Origin of the sequence: Psychrobacter sp. CAM01, assembly GCF_032842965.1 — a bacterium.
Classification (GTDB): domain Bacteria; phylum Pseudomonadota; class Gammaproteobacteria; order Pseudomonadales; family Moraxellaceae; genus Psychrobacter; species Psychrobacter celer.
This window is the reverse complement of the sequence record NZ_JAWJBL010000008.1, coordinates 461,183-481,363: the sequence shown is the minus strand read 5'-3', so window position 1 is coordinate 481,363 and position 20,181 is coordinate 461,183. Positions and strand designations below refer to the sequence as shown.

Below are 20,181 nucleotides of genomic sequence, written 5' to 3'. Positions count from 1 at the left end.
TGTCCTTATCGTACCATAGCCATATTACCGCTACAGCACAACTCACAGCATAGCCACAGTATCGTCATTCACCGCAATGATCATACGCCGCTACTCATGAGGGTGGCGTATGATCATAAAACAGGCTTACGACGCTGGAACCAGCAAGCTCTTACCCGTCATTTCAGCTGGTGCATCTACGTTCATCAGGGTCAAAATTGTCGGAGCGATATCGCTGAGTTTACCCCCACTGCGCACCGTGAATTTTTGCTCGCCGATATAAATCAGGGGTACCAACTCGGTGGTATGCTGAGTATGCACCTGCCCACTTTCATAGTCCTGCATTTGCTCACAGTTGCCATGATCAGCAGTGATCAGCATATCGCCGCCAGCCGCGCGCACAGCAGTCTCAAGACGACCGATACAAACATCGAGCGCCTCTACCGCTTTTACCGCTGCATCAAAGATGCCCGTGTGCCCGACCATATCACCATTGGCATAGTTGACCACTAACACATCATACTGGCCAGACTCAATCGCCTCGACCAGCTTATCCGTCACTTCAGGGGCGCTCATTTCAGGCTTCAGATCATAAGTGGCCACATCAGGTGATGGTACTAGGATACGGGTCTCGCCTTCATACTCCTCTTCGCGGCCACCACTAAAGAAAAACGTCACATGAGCATATTTTTCTGTTTCGGCGATACGTAGCTGCGTCTTGCCGATATTTTGTAAATACTCGCCAAGGGTGTTGGTCAATGAGGTGGGATGATAAGCGATGCTGGTGTGAGGGTTATCAGCCAGCACATCAGAGTATTTGGTCAACATGACAAAGGCGGCCAGCTTTGGCTGTTTTTGACGGGCAAACCCTGAAAACTCATGATCTGGCAGCACAAACGCTTGGGTAAGCTCGCGAGCACGATCAGCGCGAAAGTTCATAAAGATCAGCGCGTCATTGTCTTCAACTGTATAAGGCACTTCATCACGGCCAATCACGGTCGTCGGGCTGACAAACTCATCCGTCTCGCGCGCTTTATAAGCGGCTTGTACAGCGCCATCGGCACGCGTGGCCAAGCGATCAGCTTTGCCTTCAGTGATCAACTCGTAGGCTTTTTGGACGCGCTCCCAGCGATTGTCACGGTCCATGGCATAATAACGCCCAATGATACTGGCAATCTGTACGCGGCCACCTTCGTAGTGGGCATTGAGCTTACCGATATGGTCACGTAAGCGATCGATATACTTGTCAGCAGACTTAGGCGGCGTATCGCGGCCATCTAAAAAACAATGCACAAAGACGTTTTTGGCACCATGCACCAGTGCTGAATGACACATCGCTTCGATATGATCTTGATGCGAGTGCACCCCGCCATCAGAGAGCAAGCCCATGATATGCACATTACCGCCCAAGTCGTTTGCCGCTTTTACCGCATCGACCAGCGCTTGATTTTTATAAAACTCACGGTTGGCCAACTCGTTTGAGATACGCGTTGAGTCTTGATAAAGGACGCGGCCAGCACCGAGGTTCATATGTCCCACTTCTGAGTTGCCAAACTGACCATCTGGTAAGCCCACATCTTCTCCAGAGGCAGAGATCAGGCCATGTGGGTATTGCTGATAAATTTTATCCAAGTTTGGCATATTAGCCGCAGCAATGGCATTGTCCTTATCTTCTTCACGATGACCAAAGCCGTCCAATATCATCAAAACATGCGGTGTTTTTTTGTTTTGTCCGCCGTTTTTGTCATTAAGTTGTGCCTGATTGTCATCGATAGACTCTGATGGTTGCTGGTTCGTGGTCATATATTACCGCTCCTCAAGTGAATGAACGCCTATAATGCTGTCTTAGGGTGTTGAAAGCCCTCTATATTAGCACATATCTGAAAATTGCTGAAAAACTGACAAATTTTCACTACGTATCAATCTGTAATTGCTACTTGCAATCATACTTTTCATTGGTTAAGATGAAACTATTCTGAAGTGTTGGCTAGTAGATGTTTATTCCCTGAGCCGATAATGCTTTACTAGGATGTGGTACCTATTGCCTCATTGTGTATGCCTGCACCGCTTGCGGTGTATCAGGAAACCTGCAGAGGCAGTGACGCATCCGCCCTGAACTTCACGGTTCATGGGTCACCATCTTGCGGCGGCACTTCGGTTGTTCTATTCGGTCTTCTCTTTATTTTATCGCTTGTAAAATACAAAGGATAAATAAAACATCAAGACCAGCAAAAAGCCCCTTTCGCTCATCACGAAAGGGGCTTTTTGCTATCTGCTTTACGGCTTACTATGATTCATCATTGGCAGACTTGGTGATTTTTTTCACATCTTTAGGCACGCTTTTGGCTGTACCATCTACGGTGGTATGCTGTTTAAAGACATCGCCAAACGGGTTTTGCGACTGCTGACCAAAGGGGTTTTGACCACCCATACCACCTGCACCGCCAAACGGGTTTTGGCCGCCCATGCCACCAAATGGGTTTTGACCGCCCATCTGTCCACCCATTTGTTTTGCCATCATTTCCATCATTTTTTGCTGGTTATTCATGACATAGTTGTTGGCCGCATCTTTCAGCTTTTTTTGTACAGGCGGTAACACAACCAATAACGCTAGTAAATCACTGAGTACCCCTGGTATCAGTAATAAAATACCGGCTGCCGCCATCGCCACACTCTTTAGCATGGTAGACTCTTGCGGGCGCATCGCTGGATTCATCATGCCACCTGCTTTCATCTGCTGCGCCATCGGGTTGAGCGCGGCCATACCTTTGCGCATCAGTGACACACCGATGACAGCGGCGATGATAAACCACATAAATACCCACCAGCCACTCATAAACTGAGCAAGCAAGTACCACAGCAGCATCTCAATAATAAACCAAACAATGGCGATACCAACGATCTGACCCATAAAGTGTCGTCCTATAAAATAAAAACCAATAAATAAAGCGCCATACAAATTAAGATGGCTAACATATGATGTATATGGGGATTGATTGCTATACTATCAAACTTATAGCGGATTTTTAAGATATAAAACAAAATGTAAGTAAGACGGAATACTATGGCAATTATTATTGGGATTGACCCAGGCTCGCGTATGACCGGTTATGGCATCGTGCAACAAACCGGCGACAAATTGACCTATATCGATGCAGGCACCATTCGCACAGATACCAAGGAGATGCCTGAGCGCTTAAAGCGGATTTTTAATGGGTTAACGCGTATTACTCAGCACCATCTAAAATATACTGACGAGCCAATTCATACGGCAATCGAACAAGTGTTTATGGCTGAGAACCCAGACTCAGCGCTGAAGCTCGGCCAAGCCCGCGGTGCCGCTATCGCCGCGATGGTAGCACTAGACTTAGAGGTATCAGAGTACACCGCCCGTCAGATCAAGCAGGCGGTTTGCGGCTATGGCGCAGCGGCCAAAGAGCAAGTACAGGAGATGGTATGCCGTATACTATCATTAGACGTCGTGCCACAGCAAGATGCCGCCGACGGCCTTGCTTGTGCGATTTGTCATGCCCACTCCAGCCATTCGATGAACAAACTGATATTAAACAGCGCCATGCGCGGGCGCGGCAGCTCCAAGAAAAAAGGCCGCTGGCGGCTGACAGAGGAAGACTTGGGCAATTTACGCTAGGTCATCAAACTACTTGTCTGAAAATCATCAGACATAAAAAAACACGCGTCATTTGAACGCGTGTTTTTTTAAATCACTTTGGCTATCTAGCCCTCGTTTTAAATAACCAAAACGACCAACCAACTTACTCGAGTAACCCTACTCTACCACGCTACTTTCTATCACGGCATCGAGTACATAAGCGTATTCTTCACCTTTGACTTCTGCATCTTCGGCATCCAACTGATAGCGCTGGAGACGCAGCACTTCATCATGCTTACCGTCATGCTGATAGCCTTCGATTTCGCCCGTGAACGCAGCCCATTTACCTTCACTGGTCTTGATGCCTTGATCATCATAAGTGATGGGTTTGACTTGTAAACACTGCTGCGTCCCGTCGGCGGTGCAAGGGGCTTTTTTGGCATTGACGGCCCAAAAGATGGTTTTTCCTTTGCTATTATATTTCGCCTGTGAGGTTAGCCGACCTTTCCAAGTCAACGTCACCTCATCGCTGGTCACTTGTGTGAGTAAGGGCCGCTCATCGGTCGTCACGCTCAGCTCACTCGTACCCTGCATCAAGGTATTCAGACGATTTTCAGCCTCATTGAGATCTTGGCAGAGCATTTGTGTACTCATGCTCTCTTCGGTGGTCAACGTATTACCTTGCAGCTGATAAACCGCGCTCATAGCATTGCAGCCAACGCTATAACTCAAAGTGTCCTGACCTTGGTTTTGATTAAACAGTAGTGTTACTTGGTCTTTGATATCAGTCAGCACAGACATCGAGGGCACACTACCAGCATTCTGGATATCCGATAGCGTCCAACGGTAGCGCGACAGGTTTGCGATCATTTTTTGCTCTGCCGTCAGCTCATCATCATGGCCATCGTCTGTATCCGTATTCTCTACATTCATCTCGTCTATTAGAGTATCGCCATCTGTCTGACTGGTTGCCGCCGCTTCGTGACTATCCACCGTGTCGCCATCAGCAGGCGCAGTGGATTTTTGACAAGCGCTCAGCGCTAGGCTTGCTACTAGCATGCTTGGTAATAGCAGCCATTTTGAAGCGGGTTTTGCGGTTTTACTTACCATACAACGTACCTCTTAGTAAGCTTGGTTTCTTTTCTTGTATAAAACAGATGTGGCCAAAAAACTGTCAAATATCATTTAAGCTCTATTACAAAACTTTTTATGCAACGTTTGGAAACTTAAGACAGATTGCCCACTATAACGCTGAGTCTATGACACTATGTAATAAAATGTTTATTTTTATTACATCTTTTAAAAAAAGTTCCCAAATCTTTTTTTTAGTGCTAGGAGGCGTGAGTTACTATCTTGCAGCTTTTATCTCGGCTTGATTATAACGCCTTACTCACACTGAATAAAAAAACAGCCAATCATAAGATAGGCTGTTTTAATTGAATATAAGCTGTCAGCAGTTGAAGAGTTAACTAAGTAGCTGGTTAAGGAAAAACGTAAGAAGTACGTAGCCGACTATGTATCAATCTCTCGTGTCCATCTCTCGTCACTTACTGTCATCTACGGGCTTGGCTTTTGCCATATTTTTGATACTAAACTGCTCATTCATTTTTTGATAAAAACGCGCTAGGTTTTCACCTTGCTCGCTTGGGTCGACTTTAAGTATTTTGCCAAAATCCAATCCCAAATACAGCACAATATCAGCAAAGCTTAACTGCTCACCCACGAGATAGTCGCGACCTGCTAAAGCGTTCTCAAAATAGCCCATGGCTTTGGTAGCACGGGCGATAGATGGCTGGACAAACTCAGGAACTTGCTCGACGCGCTGAGCCTTGGAAGGATGACTGTGCTGAAACGCCAGCATTAGGTTGTACAACACCTCAAGCTCAGCGATGCGGCGCATGGCGCAAACTTGCGCACGCTGTACCACATCATTCCCCATCACTGAGCGCTCGCCATAGACGCGGTCTAGATACTCACAGACCGCTTGTGAGTCATTAAGCACCGTCCCATCGTCTAAGGTCAAGACCGGTACCGTCTGCATAGGATTGATCTTGGTAAATTCCGCCGACATCTGCTCGTTGGCTGCAAAGTCGATATCTATCACATCGACGTCATCCATGTCATCGACATCAATCCCTTTTGACGCCAAGAGTATCAAAGCTTTACGCGGGTTTGGGGCAGTACGAGTAACGTATAGTTTTTTCATAGTAAACTCCTTGTAAAATAAACAGATAACGATTCAGCCCTGCCAGCCATTATTATAATAAGTAATGAGCATTGCTGATTAATAAACGCATGGTTCTTTTATTTAGAATAGACTCTATACCATAGTTATAGCCTACTCGGCGCATCATAGCAAAGCTTTCTTGTGTTCTGCTGAGGCAGAGTCCTAAAGCAAGATAAATATGACGATTGAGATATAAAAAAAGCCTCACAACTATACGTCGTGAGGCTTTGTATCATGCAACTTGCCATTCACTGCCACTTATTTATTAGGGGCAGGTGTGGTACGTAGATATGGCTTAATTTCTGTATGGCCTTTTGGATAGTTGGCAGGGATGTCTTCGTTTTTGACACTTGGCGGAATGATCACATCGTCGCCATCTTTCCAGTCGACTGGCGTGGCAACATTATATTCATCAGACAACTGTAGCGCATCGATGACCCGAACGATTTCATCAAAGTTACGACCACAGCTGGCTGGATAGGTCAGGGTCAGACGTACTTTTTTGTTTGGATCAATGATAAACACACTGCGAACTGTCGCGGTGTTATCAGCATTTGGGTGAATCATGTCATACAAGTCCGCAACCGTGCGATCAGAGTCTGCAATGATAGGGAAGTTCACCGCAGTGCCTTGTGTCTCTTCGATGTCGCCGACCCAGCCTTTGTGATATTCTAAGCCGTCCACTGATAAAGCAATCGGCTTGACATTGCGTTTTTGGAACTCACCGCCCAATGCAGCGGTGCGGCCAAGCTCAGTGGTACAAACTGGCGTATAGTCGGCAGGATGCGAAAACAATACCACCCAGCTATCGCCCGCCCAATCATAAAAATTAATATCACCCTCTGTGGTGGTTGCATCAAAGTTTGGTGCGGTGTCGCCTAAACGTAAATGTGCCATACTAAATTCCTTATTTATATGAATGATGAGCGCTGAGCTTACTGTCTTATGCGCTCTATTATTATAAACCGATTGTTACAATTTGCGAGACGGTTTGATCATTTGCTTATCCCGTCTAGTGCATCAATAAAAACTCACTTTATAGTACCAAACTGGTTATGAATGTCTTGTGACGGATTGTAATTCGCTTATTCCATTTATCACTAAGCAAACCGGTATATAGGTAGCATAGCGCATTAAACCACCATGCCTGTATCCCACAAGCAAAATTCATGAAAAACCCACCCCTAGCGCACTAGAGATGGGTCAGTATAAAAGGGCAATGATTTGACATAATAATTTGACATTAAGCTCTAAGGGCAAGCTCAAAGGCTATGCATTAAGCTGGCTTATAACTGTCGCGTAAGCTGACGATTTGGTTAAATACCGGCTTGTCACTGGTGTGCTCTTCGCTATCGGCGATAAAGTAGCCTTCACGCTCAAACTGAAAGCGCGTACCCGCGTCGCTATTGGCCAATGACGGCTCAACCACTGCTGCAAGCTCAGTCAATGAATTGGGATTGAGCACTTGATGCACATCACTGGCGCTACCTGGGTCCTCGACACTAAATAGCTGCTCATACATACGCACGGTCGCAGGCACGCCAAGGCTGGCTGACACCCAATGAATCACGCCTTTGACTTTGCGGCCTTCAGGGTTGTTGCCCAATGTCGCAGGATCAATCGTCGCTTTTAGCTCGGTCACATTGCCAGCATCGTCCGTAATGTGCTCAGTCACGGCCAGCACATAGGTGTTACGCAGGCGGATTTCTGGCTTTGCTGGTGACAGGCGCTTATAACCGGCTGGCGGCTCAATCTCATAGTCGTCTTGGTCGATATAAAGGGTTTCGGTAAATGGAATCTCACGCTCACCCATATCGACGTTAGGATGTTTTGGCTGCTTGAGCCATAGAGTCTGAGCGTCTTCATCCCAGCGCGCATTGACGCTATCGGCCTTTTGTGACTCCCAGCTGCTAACCGCTTCATAGAAGTTAGTAATCGTCACTTTTAACGGCTTAAGCACCGCCATGCCGCGCGCGGTCGTCGTCTCGAGTGATTGACGAATGCTAAATTCTAATAGACGAAAATCAACAACGCTGTCGACTTTGGTCACGCCAACGCGCTCACAAAAATCGCGCAGACCCTCTGGCGTATAACCACGGCGGCGCATGCCTGCGATGGTCGGCATACGCGGGTCATCCCAGCCGCTTACCACCCCTTCATCGACCAACTGCTTGAGTTTACGCTTACTGGTCATGGTGTGGTCGACATTTAAGCGACTAAACTCATACTGATGCGGCGGCACCTCAAAGCCGATTTTTTCTACCGTCCAATCATAAAACGGACGATGGTCTTCAAACTCCAGTGTACACAACGAATGAGTAATACCTTCGAGCGCATCAGAGAGCGGATGGGCAAAGTCATACATCGGATAGATGCACCATTTATCGCCGGTTTGATGATGCGCTTGGTGCATAACGCGGTAGATGACAGGGTCACGCATGTTCATATTTGGGCTGGCCATATCAATCTTGGCACGTAGCACCGCTTCGCCTTCGGCATACTTGCCGTCTTTCATCTCATTAAAGCGCGCTAAGTTTTCTGCGACACTAGCATCACGCTGCGGTGATGGCGTGCCTGCCTCGTTAAATGAGCCACGGTTGTCGCGGATTTGTTCAGGCGACTGCAAATCCACATAAGCGTCGCCCTGCTCAATAAGCTGCACCGCCCACGCATAGAGCTGATCAAAATAACCTGAGGCATGATGCGCCTCGCCTGCCCACTCAAACCCAAGCCATTTGACATCGTTTTCGATATTGTCGATGAAGTCTTGTTTTTCTGCCGTTGGGTTGGTGTCATCAAAACGCAAATTACAGACCCCGCCAAACTCCTCAGCAATACCAAAGTTTAGACAGATTGATTTGACATGACCCAAGTGCAAATAGCCGTTTGGTTCAGGGGGAAATCTCGTTACGATTTGGGGGTATTTTTGCGCCTTAATATCATCACGAATGATATTACGAATAAAGTCGTTTTTTTGTGCATTATTGCTTGAGTGCTCACTCATTACTCATTGCTCCTAGCGCAAGTATTCAGCGCGTGTTACCACGCTCAAAAATGATAAATTAAAAAAGACTGATAAAAGATAACGTTGCGTTATTCTATCAGCTTTTGCAAAGGCATTAACAGCCTGATACATGACAGACGACAAAAAAGCCGTTAGACTAGCCATAACTTTTTAACCACCCACTTTTAACCACCACTTGACAGCGTCATTTAAGGCGCTGCAATCAAAAAAGGAATATCACATGGTAGACATGCCGCCAGTAGTACAACTAGACACCAATATGGGTGCGATCGTCATCGAACTCAACGAAGAAAAAGCACCAAAAACCGTAGAAAACTTCTTAAACTACGTAAAATCTGGCCATTATGACGGCACGATTTTTCATCGCATCATCGATGGCTTTATGATTCAAGGCGGCGGTATGGACGCTGAGATGAATGAAAAATCAACCAATGCTCCTATCGAAAACGAAGCGGACAATGGCCTAAAGAACGATAAAGGCACTATCGCCATGGCGCGTACGCAAGATCCGCATTCAGCGACCAGCCAATTCTTTATCAATGTCAAAGACAATGACTTCCTCAACCACTCTGGCAAAAACATGCAAGGCTGGGGTTATACAGTATTTGGTAAAGTCACCAGCGGTATGGATGTCATCGACAAAATGCGCGGCGTACCAACCGGTCGCTTCGGCATGCATGCTGATGTGCCAAAAGAGCCTGTCGTTATCAACTCTGCGACCATCGTTTCTCAGTAGGTCGTGATAAGTAAGTGTTACTGATAGTCTGACAATAGACGACAAGGATTATGATAAATGCAAACGTTTAATCATCTGATAACGACCCGCCCACATGAGGTGCGGCAAGTATTCATCAGCGATTTGCATTTATCGCCAGAGGAGCCTGCCTTAGTGCAGGCTTTTTTGGCACTGCTCGATGACTGTCTGGCCCTGCCCGTCCTCAAACATTTATTTATCTTAGGCGATTGGTTTGAGGTCTGGATCGGTGATGACGCTTATTTGACGCTGTCAGATGACGCGCGCCAAACCCACTGGCTCACCCCGCTGATCGCTAAATTAAAACAACTGCGTATCAAGGGCTGTGAGATATTGGTGATGCATGGCAATCGTGATTTTCTGCTGGGTCAGCCGTTTTGCAACCTGTTTGGCGGGGAGCTGATTGATGAGCCGTATTTATTAACCATCGGGCAGCAACACTACCGTCTCGAGCATGGCGACGCGCTTTGTACCGATGATAAAAAATACCAGTTTTTTCGTAAAATCATGCGCAATCGTTTGACCCAGTGGTATTTGCTGAATAAATCCTTAGAAAAACGCTTGGCCATCGCGGAAAAAATGCGCCAAAAAAGCCAGCAAAACAATGCCAATAAAGCCGCTCACATTATGGATGTCAACGATGAGGCAGTGATACAAGCCGTGGCTAATAGCGATGCGCTGCTACATGGTCATACCCATCGCCCAGATATCCATCAAGCAACGACAGATAAAAAACGCTACGTGCTGGGTGACTGGCGCTTAATCGATAAAGAGAAGCGGCAACCAACCGTCAACGCAGTGATTGGTGTGATGATCACTAATGCACACTCAGATAGCAATAAAGCTAACTTTGAATTGGTTGAATTTAGCTCACTGGTCTAGCGTATTTTTTACAAACCAAACGATATAATAAAATGATGTAATAAGATAAAGGGTCTGCTAACTATTTAGCAGACCCTTTATCTTATGGCTATTCACTTATCAAGTGTAGGCTCATTACTTATCGAGCTTAACTTATCAATCTTATTAAGGCATCAGTTTAAAAAAGTGCTGACGATAATGCTTAAGCTCACGAATAGAGTCGCGGATATCGTCTAACGCAAGATGGCTGCCGCCTTTTTCAAAGTTTTTTAAGATATCGGGACGCCAGCGAAAGCACAGCTCTTTAATCGATGACACGTCAAGGTTGCGATAATGAAAAAACCGCTCCAGCTCTGGCATTTGCCGCGCCAAAAAGCGACGATCTTGACAGATCGAGTTACCGCACATCGGCGACTTACCGCTATCGACCCATTTATTCAAAAACTTAATGGTTTCCGCTTCAGCCTCTGCCAGCGTCACCTTACTACGGCGCACCCGATCGATCAGACCTGACTGACCATGCTGTTTGGTATTCCAGTCATCCATTTTATTTAACACCTGATCAGATACTTTAATCGCAAACACTGGCCCTTCTGCAAGGACGTTTAAATCTTCGTCAGTGACGACAGTGGCAATCTCGATAATCTCATCGTTTAAGGTATCAAGTCCGGTCATCTCTAAGTCAATCCATACCAGCCCTTTTTTGCCTTGATTTTTGATCTTAATTTTATTGGGATGGTCGCCGGTAGTCATAAAATATCCTATGGTCAATAATGTTTGGAGCAAGTTGTTATATAAGTTATATAAAAAGTGCCGTTTTCTCTACGGTGACAAGATGAGAGCATGGGAATAACAGCGCCAAATCAGCCCTGATATTACAAAACCACTATCTGCCACAGACGGTTTAGGCTGTATGTTAGCAAATTTTCACGCTACACTTAGCAATATTTTTATAATAGGTCAAAACCATGGCATTAATACGGCAACGCAAACTGACTAAACAACAGATTCGTCGCATTGACAAACAGCAGCTCGACAGTCAAGACAGCCTCGATGACAGTTTGATGGATGGCGTGGTCATGGCGCATTATGGCAAGCAGCTAGAAGTACAAATCACCAGCTTGCCTGCGGTGTTACCGGTACAGCCAGAGATTGCGCCTGATGATCCTGAGCCATTTTGGCAAGCGCTGGAGTTGGGCGATATTTGGCGCTGCCATGTACGCACCAACCTGCCCATGCTGGCGGCAGGCGACCACGTACGCTGGACAGCTGACCCCAACACCGGCTTTGGCCGTATCGAGTCGGTCAAACCGCGTACCTCTCTTGTCTCGCGTCCTGATCGGTATCATAAGCTCAAACCTGTCGCCGCCAATATCGATATCTTGGCGATTGTGTTTGCGCCACTGCCAGCGGCGGCGCCGTCCCTGATCGATCGCTATTTGGTGGTCTGTCATCACGCGGGTGTCAAGCCGCTATTGGTGCTGAACAAAGCCGACCTGCTCGCACAAGAAGACGGCGTCGATACCAGTGAGCTATTGGCACAATATGCGGCTCTTGGCTACGAGAGCGTACTGACGTCGGTTGACTGTCCTGAAAACATCGCCGGTAGCGACGCACAGACAGGTCTTGATGAGCTAAAGCGTCATATAGATAAAAAGCTGGTGATTTTTGCTGGACAATCTGGCGTCGGTAAAAGTAGCCTTATCAATGCGCTACTGCCTGAGTCAGGTCAAATGGTCAACGTCATCTCCGAAAACTCAAAACTTGGCCAGCATACCACCACTACCAGTCGCTTATTGCCATTTAATCCAGAGGACTTGACTGAGGGCGGTATCGTCGACACCCCTGGCATTCGTGAGTACGGGATTTGGCATCTGACCCCTGATGATATCATCTCAGGCTTTATTGAGCTTGCCCCGCTCGCTGGTGATTGTCAGTTCCGTGACTGTCGTCACACTCACAACAGCAAAGGCTGCGCGCTATGGCAAGCGGTAGCTGATGGTGATGTGCTACAGCGCCGAGTCGAAAACCTGGTGACCTTGACCGAAGAGGCTGATACCAAGCCCTATTAATAACGCTATTTATCAAATCCGCATTATTAAACCGCAGGTCGCTCATCATACATTTACTATAGATGACCTAATCGGTATAATAGCGCCTTGTTCAAAATCATTGAGCTATCTTCTCGGCTTAATAGAACACTTATTTTTTGGAGGTATGGTTTGGATCGTGCGCTAGAATTTGTGGGCAACCACCCGTTTTTATTTGGTATATTAGCCGTACTTGCTGTGCTGTTTTTTACCATCGAAAACAAACGTAGCGGTAGAAAAATATCGCCCAACACGCTTGGTATGATGGTGAACTCGCAAAACGCGCAGCTGATCGATATTCGCGCCAAAAAGAAATTTTTGACCGGCTATATTCAAGGCAGCCGCAACATACCTTTTACTGAGCTAAAAGATCGCCTAGAAGAAATTCGCGCCATCCAGCAGCCAGTGGTCATCATCTGCGATATGGGCGTACAGGCAGGCGCAGCCATTCAAATGATTGGCAAAGATGACGTTTATCGCTTAGAAGGCGGCATTGGCGGCTGGCAGGCAGCTGGTATGCCGCTCGTTGGTTTAAAAGATGCCAAGTCAAAAACCAAAGGTAAGGCCAAGCCGTCATTGCACAAATAGCTGGTACTGCATTATTTAGTATCAGTAACCATCAAAAAGACACCGCATTTAGGTGTCTTTTTTTATGTGGTATATAGTCGAGGCATTCTAAAAAGAATATAGCGCTACTGGGATGCTATTTTTAAACGTAGGTTGCGTAGCCTCTGGGAACGCAGCACGCAAGTAAAATTTTAGCGGCCTTGCTGGTTAATAAACACATGACTTTTTTATTTAGAATCGATTATAGTTATATCGCTGCAGCGCCTTTTTGGCCCATCCCGCTTGAATTTGCCTGACACATCCCCACTGTACTAATAAGCCCGACCCAATACCTCGCACGTTACTTGTGAGTAACTGATAATCATCATTTTTATCACATGATTTTTTATCGTATTTTTTATAATCACTAGGGTCTGTTAAGCATTCCACTTTTTATTCATATTTTTTATGCGTAGTTTTTTATAATAAAGTCATTACTAACGACCATACTGACCAATAAGGATTTATCATGACTGTATCTGTCAAAGTTTATACCACGCCTATCTGCCCGTACTGCTCTAACGCCAAACAACTACTAAAAACCAAAGGCGTCGATTATGAAGAAATCGGTATGCACGATATGACGAGCGAAGAGCGCCGCGCATTGATGCAAAAGACCAATAACTATCGCACCGTGCCACAGATTTTTGTGGGTGATACCTTTGTCGGCGGTTTTGATGAGCTCAATCAACTAAACCAACAAGGCAAGCTTGACGAGCTATTGGCCGGTTAATTTACAAGTTTTTTGCAACCTTGTTTTGCGGTTTGTCATCAGCTGTGTAATGATAAGCAGCGGCAAAAAAAAAACACGGTGTTATGCAATGCGTGTGATAAAACGGCGAGATTGGTCTTTTTGATTCAATCTTGGCTACTATTACCATAAGGCTTTTATGACGAAGCTTTTGTTGTAGTATTTTTAATCATAACTTGCCCAATCATTTGATCTAATTTTAGAGGAATTATCATGGCTGAAGAACAAGCACAACCACAATTGGCGCTAGAGCGCATTTATGTAAAAGACATGTCACTTGAGGTGCCAGGCGCGAGCGTATTTACCAAAGAGTGGAACCCAGAGCTTGACATCAATCTCTCTAGCAATGCAGAAAAGCTAGACGACGATCATTATCAAATCGTCTTGACCGTCAGCGTGACTGCAAAAAACGCAGGCGAAGCCGCATTTATCGCTGAGGTACATCAAGCGGGTATTTTCTTATTAAAAGACATTCCAGAAGACCAAATCGGTCAAATTCTAGGCGCTTATTGCCCAAATGTGCTATTCCCCTATGCACGCGAAGTCATCAGCGACATCGTCACACGTGGTAGCTTCCCGCAGTTACTGCTCGCTCCTGTAAACTTTGACCAAGCCTACGCACAAAGCCAGCAGCAAGCACAAGTTGATGCGCAAGGTAATGCATAAGCAGTAAGCTGCTAAAGCAGAAAGCTGTTGTGCAAAATGCGTATTAAAAGCCGCTTACTTATCATAGGTAAGCGGCTTTTTTGTGAGTATGGTTGTGTGTGGGCATGGCTATATGAATGCGTATCAGCCACAAAAAAACCCTGCTAAGAAACAGGGCTTTCAATCACGGCATCGGTTATCTTATAACAAGATTAACCCTTTAGCGCCGTTAAGATTTGTTGTTTGACATCATCAATCGCTTGCGTGCCGTCAAACTTATCGTAGTTCGGCGCATCACCACCTTCAGCCGCTTTGTTTTGATAAAAATCTATCAGCGCTGAGGTTTGCTGATGATACGTCGCTAGGCGATCACGAATGGTTGATTCTTGATCGTCCTCACGCTGGATCAGCGCTTCACCCGTTACATCATCGATACCTTCGACCTTTGGCGGATTGTGATCGACGTGGTAAACACGGCCTGAGCCTGGGTGCTGGCGACGGCCAGACAAACGCTTGACGATTTCGTCATCAGGTACGGTGATTTCGATGACATGGTCGATTGCAACATCCGCATCAGCCAGCGCTTGCGCTTGTGGAATCGTACGTGGAAAACCATCTAAGATACAACCATTGGCACAGTCAGGCTTGGCGATACGTTCTTTCACTAGGTTAATGATAAGGTCGTCAGATACCAAACCACCAGCATTCATGATGTCTTTGGCTTGTTTGCCAAGCTCACTGCCTTCTTTGATTGCTGCTCGCAACATATCGCCAGTTGAGATCTGCGGAATATCATACTCTTTAGAAATAAACTGGGCTTGGGTACCTTTACCGGCGCCTGGTGGACCTAGCAAAATAATACGCATCATTACACAACTCTCCTTAATAGGTAGGATTTTGGGACTAATAAATACTTAGGGATTGGTTGGTTGCTAAGCTACCTTACCTTGTGGCTTGACAAAGCTCAAGTATTTTCACTATCTGCAGTAAAAAGTCGCAATGACTTCTCTGTTCATATAATGCAGTTGCGCGCTGCTGTGACGACGATAGCGCGCTTACTGAGCAGGTAGTAGTCGCTACTAACAACCGTTATAAATACTAGGGAATTTGTTGATTGATTTCAACATTGGCCTGATTTTGATCGGCACTAATGACCACAGGGTTGCCAGACAAGTCGCCTGACTCAGCCGCCGCGGTGCCGCTATGACTGATACGAGCGATCACTGCCAACTGTACCTTGTCTGCACGCGCCGACTGTAAGGTGCGTTCAGGCATCATCGCATCGAGGTCGCTTAGGCTGATAGTGGCCTCGCCTTGTTTAATCACGCTGATTGGTAAGCGCTTGGCGGCAAATGGCGGTCCACCATTAACATCACGTATCGCCACAAACAATACATCGTCCGCCTTGACAAGTGGCAACAGACTGGCGCTGATTCTAATGCTTACCTCTACCCCTTCTGAGGCTTGCTGCTGCTGCGCGCTGACATTGGCGCTGAGCTCATCTAGACTGGCTAAGGCTTTTGTATGGTCGCCCGGCTTAGCAGCGATACTGCTCCGCAGCCGCTTAATCCAGCCTTGCGCCTCCTCAAAGTTATTACTACGCGCCTCGCCCATGGCCATCAGCATTTGCGCGCCTTCGTGGCGTGGGTTTTTGGCCAGCACATCCTGCAAGACGCGGCGACTGGTGGCGTCTAGTTGACCTTTATTGGCAAAGAAGCTGATCTGTGCGTAGGTCGTCGCAATCTCCTCGTTATCAGGCGATAAGCGATAAGCACGTGACAATGCCTCTAGCGCCGAATCTGTCGCTTCTAATGATAAGAAAAGCTCAGATAAACGCATCCAGCGATTGGGGTCATCAGCATGACGATAGACATTGGTTTGCATCGCGCTGATAAGCTGCTGGCCGTTTTCGATTGCCCATACAGGTGGCTGATCGATTTTGCCGCTCAACAAGTCATCAGCGACTTTCCCAACCTTGTCTTCGGCCGTCCACAGCTCAAACACAGGCGTTCGGTCACCCACCATCAGATACGCCATCGCAGCCAATACAGGCACCCAAACCATGATGATCAGGCGGCTTTTGATACCAGGGGTGACCATCGGTGTGACTGCACGCTGGGCATCCAATAGTTGCCGCTCAAGCTCGAGCTTTTGGTTTTGGTAGTGAGCATCATCGATGGTGCCACTGTCTTTGTCTGTTTGTAGCTCTGCCAGACGCTCGCGAAACACCGCCACGTTGATATCTAGTAGCTGGTTGTCCACAGAGGTGCCTGATATACGCGCGGCGCGCAGCCATGGCATGATGGTAATAACAGCAAGGAGTAAGGCAATCAGTAAGCTTAGAGCAATAAATAAGCCAGCAGTAGAGAATATGGTCATTTTTTGTCCTCGGGGCTTGTGGTGTCATGAGCGTCATTATCGGTGCTATTGGCACGCGATAATAGACGATCAAGTTCGGCTTTTTCGGCGGCGGTCAGCTCCGAGGCGGTATTATCTACCGTCACTCTACTCTGACCGCTCGCTGCCAGCTGGCGGCGCCGGCTTTGCCAAAACCACCCTATCAATAATAAGATCAGTAGCAATGGCGGAAAAAACCATAAAATCCATGTCGATGGACGTACAGGCGGCTTGTAGCTGATAAAATCGCCGTAGCGCTCTTGCATATAAGCGCGAATCTCACCATCACTACGACCGTCTTTTACCATATCATAGGTTTTTTGCTTTAAATCTTGAGCAATCGGCGCATCAGAGCCGGCCAAGTTTTGGTTTTGACATTTCGGGCAACGCAGCTCTTCGATTAGCCCTCGGTATTGGGCTTCTTGTTGTACAGAGTCAAAATCATATACCTCTATCGCCGCGTAGCTTACGCTACTGAGCAAGCACGCTAGGACAACGCCTGCCAGCTTCAGTATCAGAGTAGATAAGTGATTGGCCATCATTTACATGCCTCCGCAACCTGAGCTGGATCTGGGCTGATGTTTTTATCGTTGGCGTCATTGAGCACCATAAGACAAGGGGTGATACGGTTTTGCCAATTGCTCTCGTTTACTTCCCCAATAATATGCTGGCGAATAACACCTTCACCATCGACTACAAAGGTCTCAGGCGCACCGGTCAACCCCAAATCCAAAGCAAACTGACCAGATAAATCTTGAATAGACATCGAAAACGGATCACCGCCGCGGTTGAGATAGCTGAGCGCATCACCGATATCGTCTTTGTAGTTGACGCCCACTAAGTTGACACCGCGCTCCTCTAGCTGCATCAAAAAAGGATGCTCGATGATACAAGTGGGACACCAAGAGCCCCAAACGTTGAGCAAAAATGGCTGATCGGGCAAATTATCGTTGGTCATGATACGGCTGGTGTCTGACAATAATGGTAACTCAAAGGGCGGCACGGGACGCTCAAGCGCCGTATTGGTCACGATATCTGTGGGCTTGCCCAGACGCATATACAGCATAATGAGCAAGCCAATAAACACAAGCAGCGGAATCAAAAACCATACTTTTAGCTGTTTTTTGTTCATGGTTTTAGGCCCCTGTACCGAGGTTTTTTGGGTCTTTTTTTCAGAGGAATGGTTGGATGAACTCATGTGTTTATGCCCCTCTCTTTGTTGCTGGTGTGTCCAAGTCGGCAGCCGTGGCAAAGCCTGATTTTTTGGCAGCGATTTGTGCGGGTGTCTTATCTTTATTAAAACGATAACGCTTATCAAGCATACTCAGCAGTGCCCCTAATGCCATGATAATAGCGCCAAGCCATATCCAGCGAATCAGTGGTTTCACATAGATGCGAACCGCCCATTCGTTACTGTCGGCGGCGATAGGCTCACCAAGCGCTACATAGACATCACGCATGAAGCTAGCATCAACGGCAGCTTCGGTCATCGGCATCATACTGATGATATAGTTACGTTTTTCAGGATACAAAGTCGTGACATCGCGCCCATCTTTGCTGACCAATACTTCAGCTTGAGTAGCATCAAAATTACTGCCTTTGACTTCGCGAAAGTCCTTAACCGTAAAGTCATAGCCTTGGACATGGACGCTCTCGTTTGGCCCTAGTGCCACATCACGCTCGATACTGAGCGTGCTGGTAAAGGCCACACCGATGACAGCAATGATGACACCAATATGCGCGGTTTGCTGTCCCCAATAGCTCAGACGTAGCTGGCGCAGACCCTGCAGGCGACTCGGGGCGTTTTTGGTTTTGTCCTTGAAATCAACGACCATCCAAAACAATACCCAAAAACTAACCGCCAATGTCACACCAATATTAAGCATGGCAGAAGGACTGGCAAAGTAGGTGATAATCGCAGCCAGTACCAAACTGCTTGCGGCAATCACCATGCCAGCGCCCAAGAGCGGACGGCTGTCTTTTTTCCAGCGAATGTTTGAGCCCATACCCATTGCGATGAGCAGCAGCCACGTCAGTGGCACAAATAGCGCGTTGAAGTACGGAGGGCCGACAGAGACCTGACCGAGATTAAAGGAATCAGCGATAATCGGATATAGCGTACCCAGCAATACCACTAAGGTAGCAATTAAAATAATAACGTTATTGATCACCAAAAATGACTCTCGTGAGATCAGCTGATACTGACTCTCAACCGTCAAGCGCCAACCGCGCACCGCAAACATCAACAGCCCGCCGCCCACAACGATACCAAGAATCATCAAAACCACCAGCCCGCGCGTAGGGTCGGCAGCAAATGAGTGCACGGAGGTAATCACCCCTGAGCGCACCAAAAAAGTACCAAGCAAGCTCAGCGCAAAGGCAAAAATAGCCAGCATGATCGTCCAGGCCTTAAAGACCCCGCGTTTTTCGGTCACCGCCAGCGAATGCAGCAGAGCCGTACCAGCCAGCCACGGCATGAGTGAGGCGTTTTCTACAGGGTCCCAAAACCACCAGCCGCCCCAGCCAAGCTCATAATACGCCCACCAAGAGCCAAGAGCGATACCAACGGTCAAAAACCCCCAAGCCGCCAGCGCCCATGGACGCGACCAACGCGTCCATACTGCATCCAAACGTCCTTCCCACAATGCCGCCATACAAAAAGCAAATGGCACCGCTAAGCCCACATAGCCCATATACAGCATCGGCGGGTGAATGATCAGCCCAAAATCCTGCAAAAGTGGGTTTAGATCTACCCCATCTACGGGCAAATTGGGCAAGGTGCGATCAAATGGCGACGAGGTAAAAATCAGCATCGCCAGCATCATAACCTGCACACCAGCCAATATCACGAGCACCCGCGCGCGCATCGACAACGGCAAGCCACGGCTAAAATAGGAGACCAGCGCGCACCACGTGGCCATGATGGTCATCCACAACAAGAGCGAGCCTTCGTGTCCGCCCCATGTCGCCGAAAGTTTATAGTACCAAGGCAACAAAGTATTAGAGTGCTGCGTGACATAGACGAGACTAAAGTCATTGAAGTAAAAGCCTGCCATCAACGCAACAAATGAAAAAATCATGGCAGCAAACTGTGCCCACGCGAGACTGGGCGCGAGACGCTGCCAAGCAACGTGATCGCGCATGACGCCAACGGTTGGTAATACCACCTGCAAAATCGCCAATATAAAGGCGGCCAGCAAGGCAAAATAACCCAATTCTGTGATTAACATACGGTC

The 20,181-nt window shown here is 47.3% G+C and carries 19 protein-coding genes and 1 other RNA gene; 8 read left to right on the top strand and 12 right to left on the bottom strand.

Annotated features, from left to right (window positions below):
* Nucleotides 1-126 precede the first annotated feature (126 nt).
* Entirely contained in the window at nucleotides 127-1,782 is a 1,656-nt protein-coding gene (gene gpmI / locus R0I52_RS05710) for a 2,3-bisphosphoglycerate-independent phosphoglycerate mutase (protein ID WP_317053527.1), read from the bottom strand.
* Nucleotides 1,783-1,948: 166 nt separating this feature from the next.
* Between gpmI and ssrS the strand changes: the two genes are divergently transcribed.
* Nucleotides 1,949-2,144: non-coding RNA, 6S RNA (gene ssrS, locus R0I52_RS05705), on the top strand.
* Between the two features lie 122 nt (nucleotides 2,145-2,266).
* On the opposite strand, the gene R0I52_RS05700 is transcribed toward ssrS, so the two are convergent.
* Nucleotides 2,267-2,890: an FxsA family protein gene (locus tag R0I52_RS05700; RefSeq protein WP_075100654.1), complete on the bottom strand. Its 624-nt coding sequence runs from the start codon at nucleotides 2,888-2,890 to the stop codon at nucleotides 2,267-2,269.
* Nucleotides 2,891-3,043: 153 nt separating this feature from the next.
* Here R0I52_RS05700 and ruvC point away from each other — a divergent pair, with 153 nt between their 5' ends.
* Nucleotides 3,044-3,628, top strand: a complete 585-nt coding sequence (ruvC, locus tag R0I52_RS05695; protein WP_075100653.1) for a crossover junction endodeoxyribonuclease RuvC — start codon at nucleotides 3,044-3,046, stop codon at nucleotides 3,626-3,628.
* A gap of 138 nt (nucleotides 3,629-3,766) precedes the next feature.
* Here ruvC and R0I52_RS05690 read toward each other — a convergent pair whose 3' ends face one another.
* The 4 genes from R0I52_RS05690 to R0I52_RS05675 form a co-directional block, all read right to left on the bottom strand.
* Nucleotides 3,767-4,699, bottom strand: coding sequence for an META domain-containing protein (locus tag R0I52_RS05690; protein WP_317053526.1), 933 nt, complete (start codon nucleotides 4,697-4,699; stop codon nucleotides 3,767-3,769).
* A 433-nt stretch (nucleotides 4,700-5,132) separates the two neighbouring features.
* Nucleotides 5,133-5,795: a glutathione S-transferase family protein gene (locus tag R0I52_RS05685; RefSeq protein ID WP_317053525.1), complete on the bottom strand. Its 663-nt coding sequence runs from the start codon at nucleotides 5,793-5,795 to the stop codon at nucleotides 5,133-5,135.
* 279 nt (nucleotides 5,796-6,074) lie between these two features.
* Nucleotides 6,075-6,713 (bottom strand): peroxiredoxin, encoded by a 639-nt coding sequence (locus tag R0I52_RS05680; RefSeq protein WP_317053524.1) that lies wholly within the window; start codon nucleotides 6,711-6,713, stop codon nucleotides 6,075-6,077.
* Nucleotides 6,714-7,092: 379 nt separating this feature from the next.
* On the bottom strand, nucleotides 7,093-8,820 hold the full coding sequence (locus R0I52_RS05675) for a glutamine--tRNA ligase/YqeY domain fusion protein (protein ID WP_317053523.1): 1,728 nt from the start codon (nucleotides 8,818-8,820) through the stop codon (nucleotides 7,093-7,095).
* A gap of 241 nt (nucleotides 8,821-9,061) precedes the next feature.
* On the opposite strand from R0I52_RS05675, the gene R0I52_RS05670 reads away from it, so the two are divergent.
* Complete coding sequence (locus R0I52_RS05670) at nucleotides 9,062-9,577, top strand: peptidylprolyl isomerase (RefSeq protein WP_201584645.1); 516 nt, start codon at nucleotides 9,062-9,064, stop codon at nucleotides 9,575-9,577.
* Nucleotides 9,578-9,634: 57 nt separating this feature from the next.
* Entirely contained in the window at nucleotides 9,635-10,477 is an 843-nt protein-coding gene (locus R0I52_RS05665; protein WP_317053522.1) for a UDP-2,3-diacylglucosamine diphosphatase, read from the top strand.
* 144 nt (nucleotides 10,478-10,621) lie between these two features.
* Here R0I52_RS05665 and orn read toward each other — a convergent pair whose 3' ends face one another.
* Nucleotides 10,622-11,209: an oligoribonuclease gene (orn, locus tag R0I52_RS05660; RefSeq protein WP_075100646.1), complete on the bottom strand. Its 588-nt coding sequence runs from the start codon at nucleotides 11,207-11,209 to the stop codon at nucleotides 10,622-10,624.
* A gap of 215 nt (nucleotides 11,210-11,424) precedes the next feature.
* Here orn and rsgA point away from each other — a divergent pair, with 215 nt between their 5' ends.
* The 4 genes from rsgA to secB all read left to right on the top strand — a co-directional run bounded on the left by rsgA (nucleotide 11,425) and on the right by secB (nucleotide 14,569).
* On the top strand, nucleotides 11,425-12,528 hold the full coding sequence (gene rsgA, locus R0I52_RS05655; protein WP_317053521.1) for a ribosome small subunit-dependent GTPase A: 1,104 nt from the start codon (nucleotides 11,425-11,427) through the stop codon (nucleotides 12,526-12,528).
* A 150-nt stretch (nucleotides 12,529-12,678) separates the two neighbouring features.
* Nucleotides 12,679-13,134: a rhodanese-like domain-containing protein gene (locus R0I52_RS05650; RefSeq protein ID WP_093068718.1), complete on the top strand. Its 456-nt coding sequence runs from the start codon at nucleotides 12,679-12,681 to the stop codon at nucleotides 13,132-13,134.
* 487 nt (nucleotides 13,135-13,621) lie between these two features.
* Nucleotides 13,622-13,885: a glutaredoxin 3 gene (grxC, locus tag R0I52_RS05645; protein WP_075100643.1), complete on the top strand. Its 264-nt coding sequence runs from the start codon at nucleotides 13,622-13,624 to the stop codon at nucleotides 13,883-13,885.
* A 231-nt stretch (nucleotides 13,886-14,116) separates the two neighbouring features.
* Nucleotides 14,117-14,569: a protein-export chaperone SecB gene (secB, locus tag R0I52_RS05640; protein WP_075100642.1), complete on the top strand. Its 453-nt coding sequence runs from the start codon at nucleotides 14,117-14,119 to the stop codon at nucleotides 14,567-14,569.
* A 191-nt stretch (nucleotides 14,570-14,760) separates the two neighbouring features.
* On the opposite strand, the gene adk is transcribed toward secB, so the two are convergent.
* From adk to R0I52_RS05615, 5 genes are all read right to left on the bottom strand, one after another.
* Nucleotides 14,761-15,414: an adenylate kinase gene (gene adk / locus R0I52_RS05635; protein WP_317053781.1), complete on the bottom strand. Its 654-nt coding sequence runs from the start codon at nucleotides 15,412-15,414 to the stop codon at nucleotides 14,761-14,763.
* Between the two features lie 232 nt (nucleotides 15,415-15,646).
* Nucleotides 15,647-16,927 carry a c-type cytochrome biogenesis protein CcmI gene (gene ccmI, locus R0I52_RS05630; protein WP_317053520.1) on the bottom strand — a complete coding sequence of 427 codons (1,281 nt, stop codon included), beginning with the start codon at nucleotides 16,925-16,927 and terminating at the stop codon, nucleotides 15,647-15,649.
* Entirely contained in the window at nucleotides 16,924-17,487 is a 564-nt protein-coding gene (locus tag R0I52_RS05625) for a cytochrome c-type biogenesis protein (protein WP_410524032.1), read from the bottom strand. The genes ccmI and R0I52_RS05625 overlap by 4 nt, the downstream gene beginning before the upstream one ends.
* Nucleotides 17,484-18,143 (bottom strand): DsbE family thiol:disulfide interchange protein, encoded by a 660-nt coding sequence (locus tag R0I52_RS05620; protein WP_317053519.1) that lies wholly within the window; start codon nucleotides 18,141-18,143, stop codon nucleotides 17,484-17,486. The genes R0I52_RS05625 and R0I52_RS05620 overlap by 4 nt, the downstream gene beginning before the upstream one ends.
* Before the next feature lie 4 nt (nucleotides 18,144-18,147).
* Nucleotides 18,148-20,175 (bottom strand): heme lyase CcmF/NrfE family subunit, encoded by a 2,028-nt coding sequence (locus tag R0I52_RS05615; RefSeq protein WP_317053518.1) that lies wholly within the window; start codon nucleotides 20,173-20,175, stop codon nucleotides 18,148-18,150.
* Between the last annotated feature and the right edge of the window lie 6 nt (nucleotides 20,176-20,181).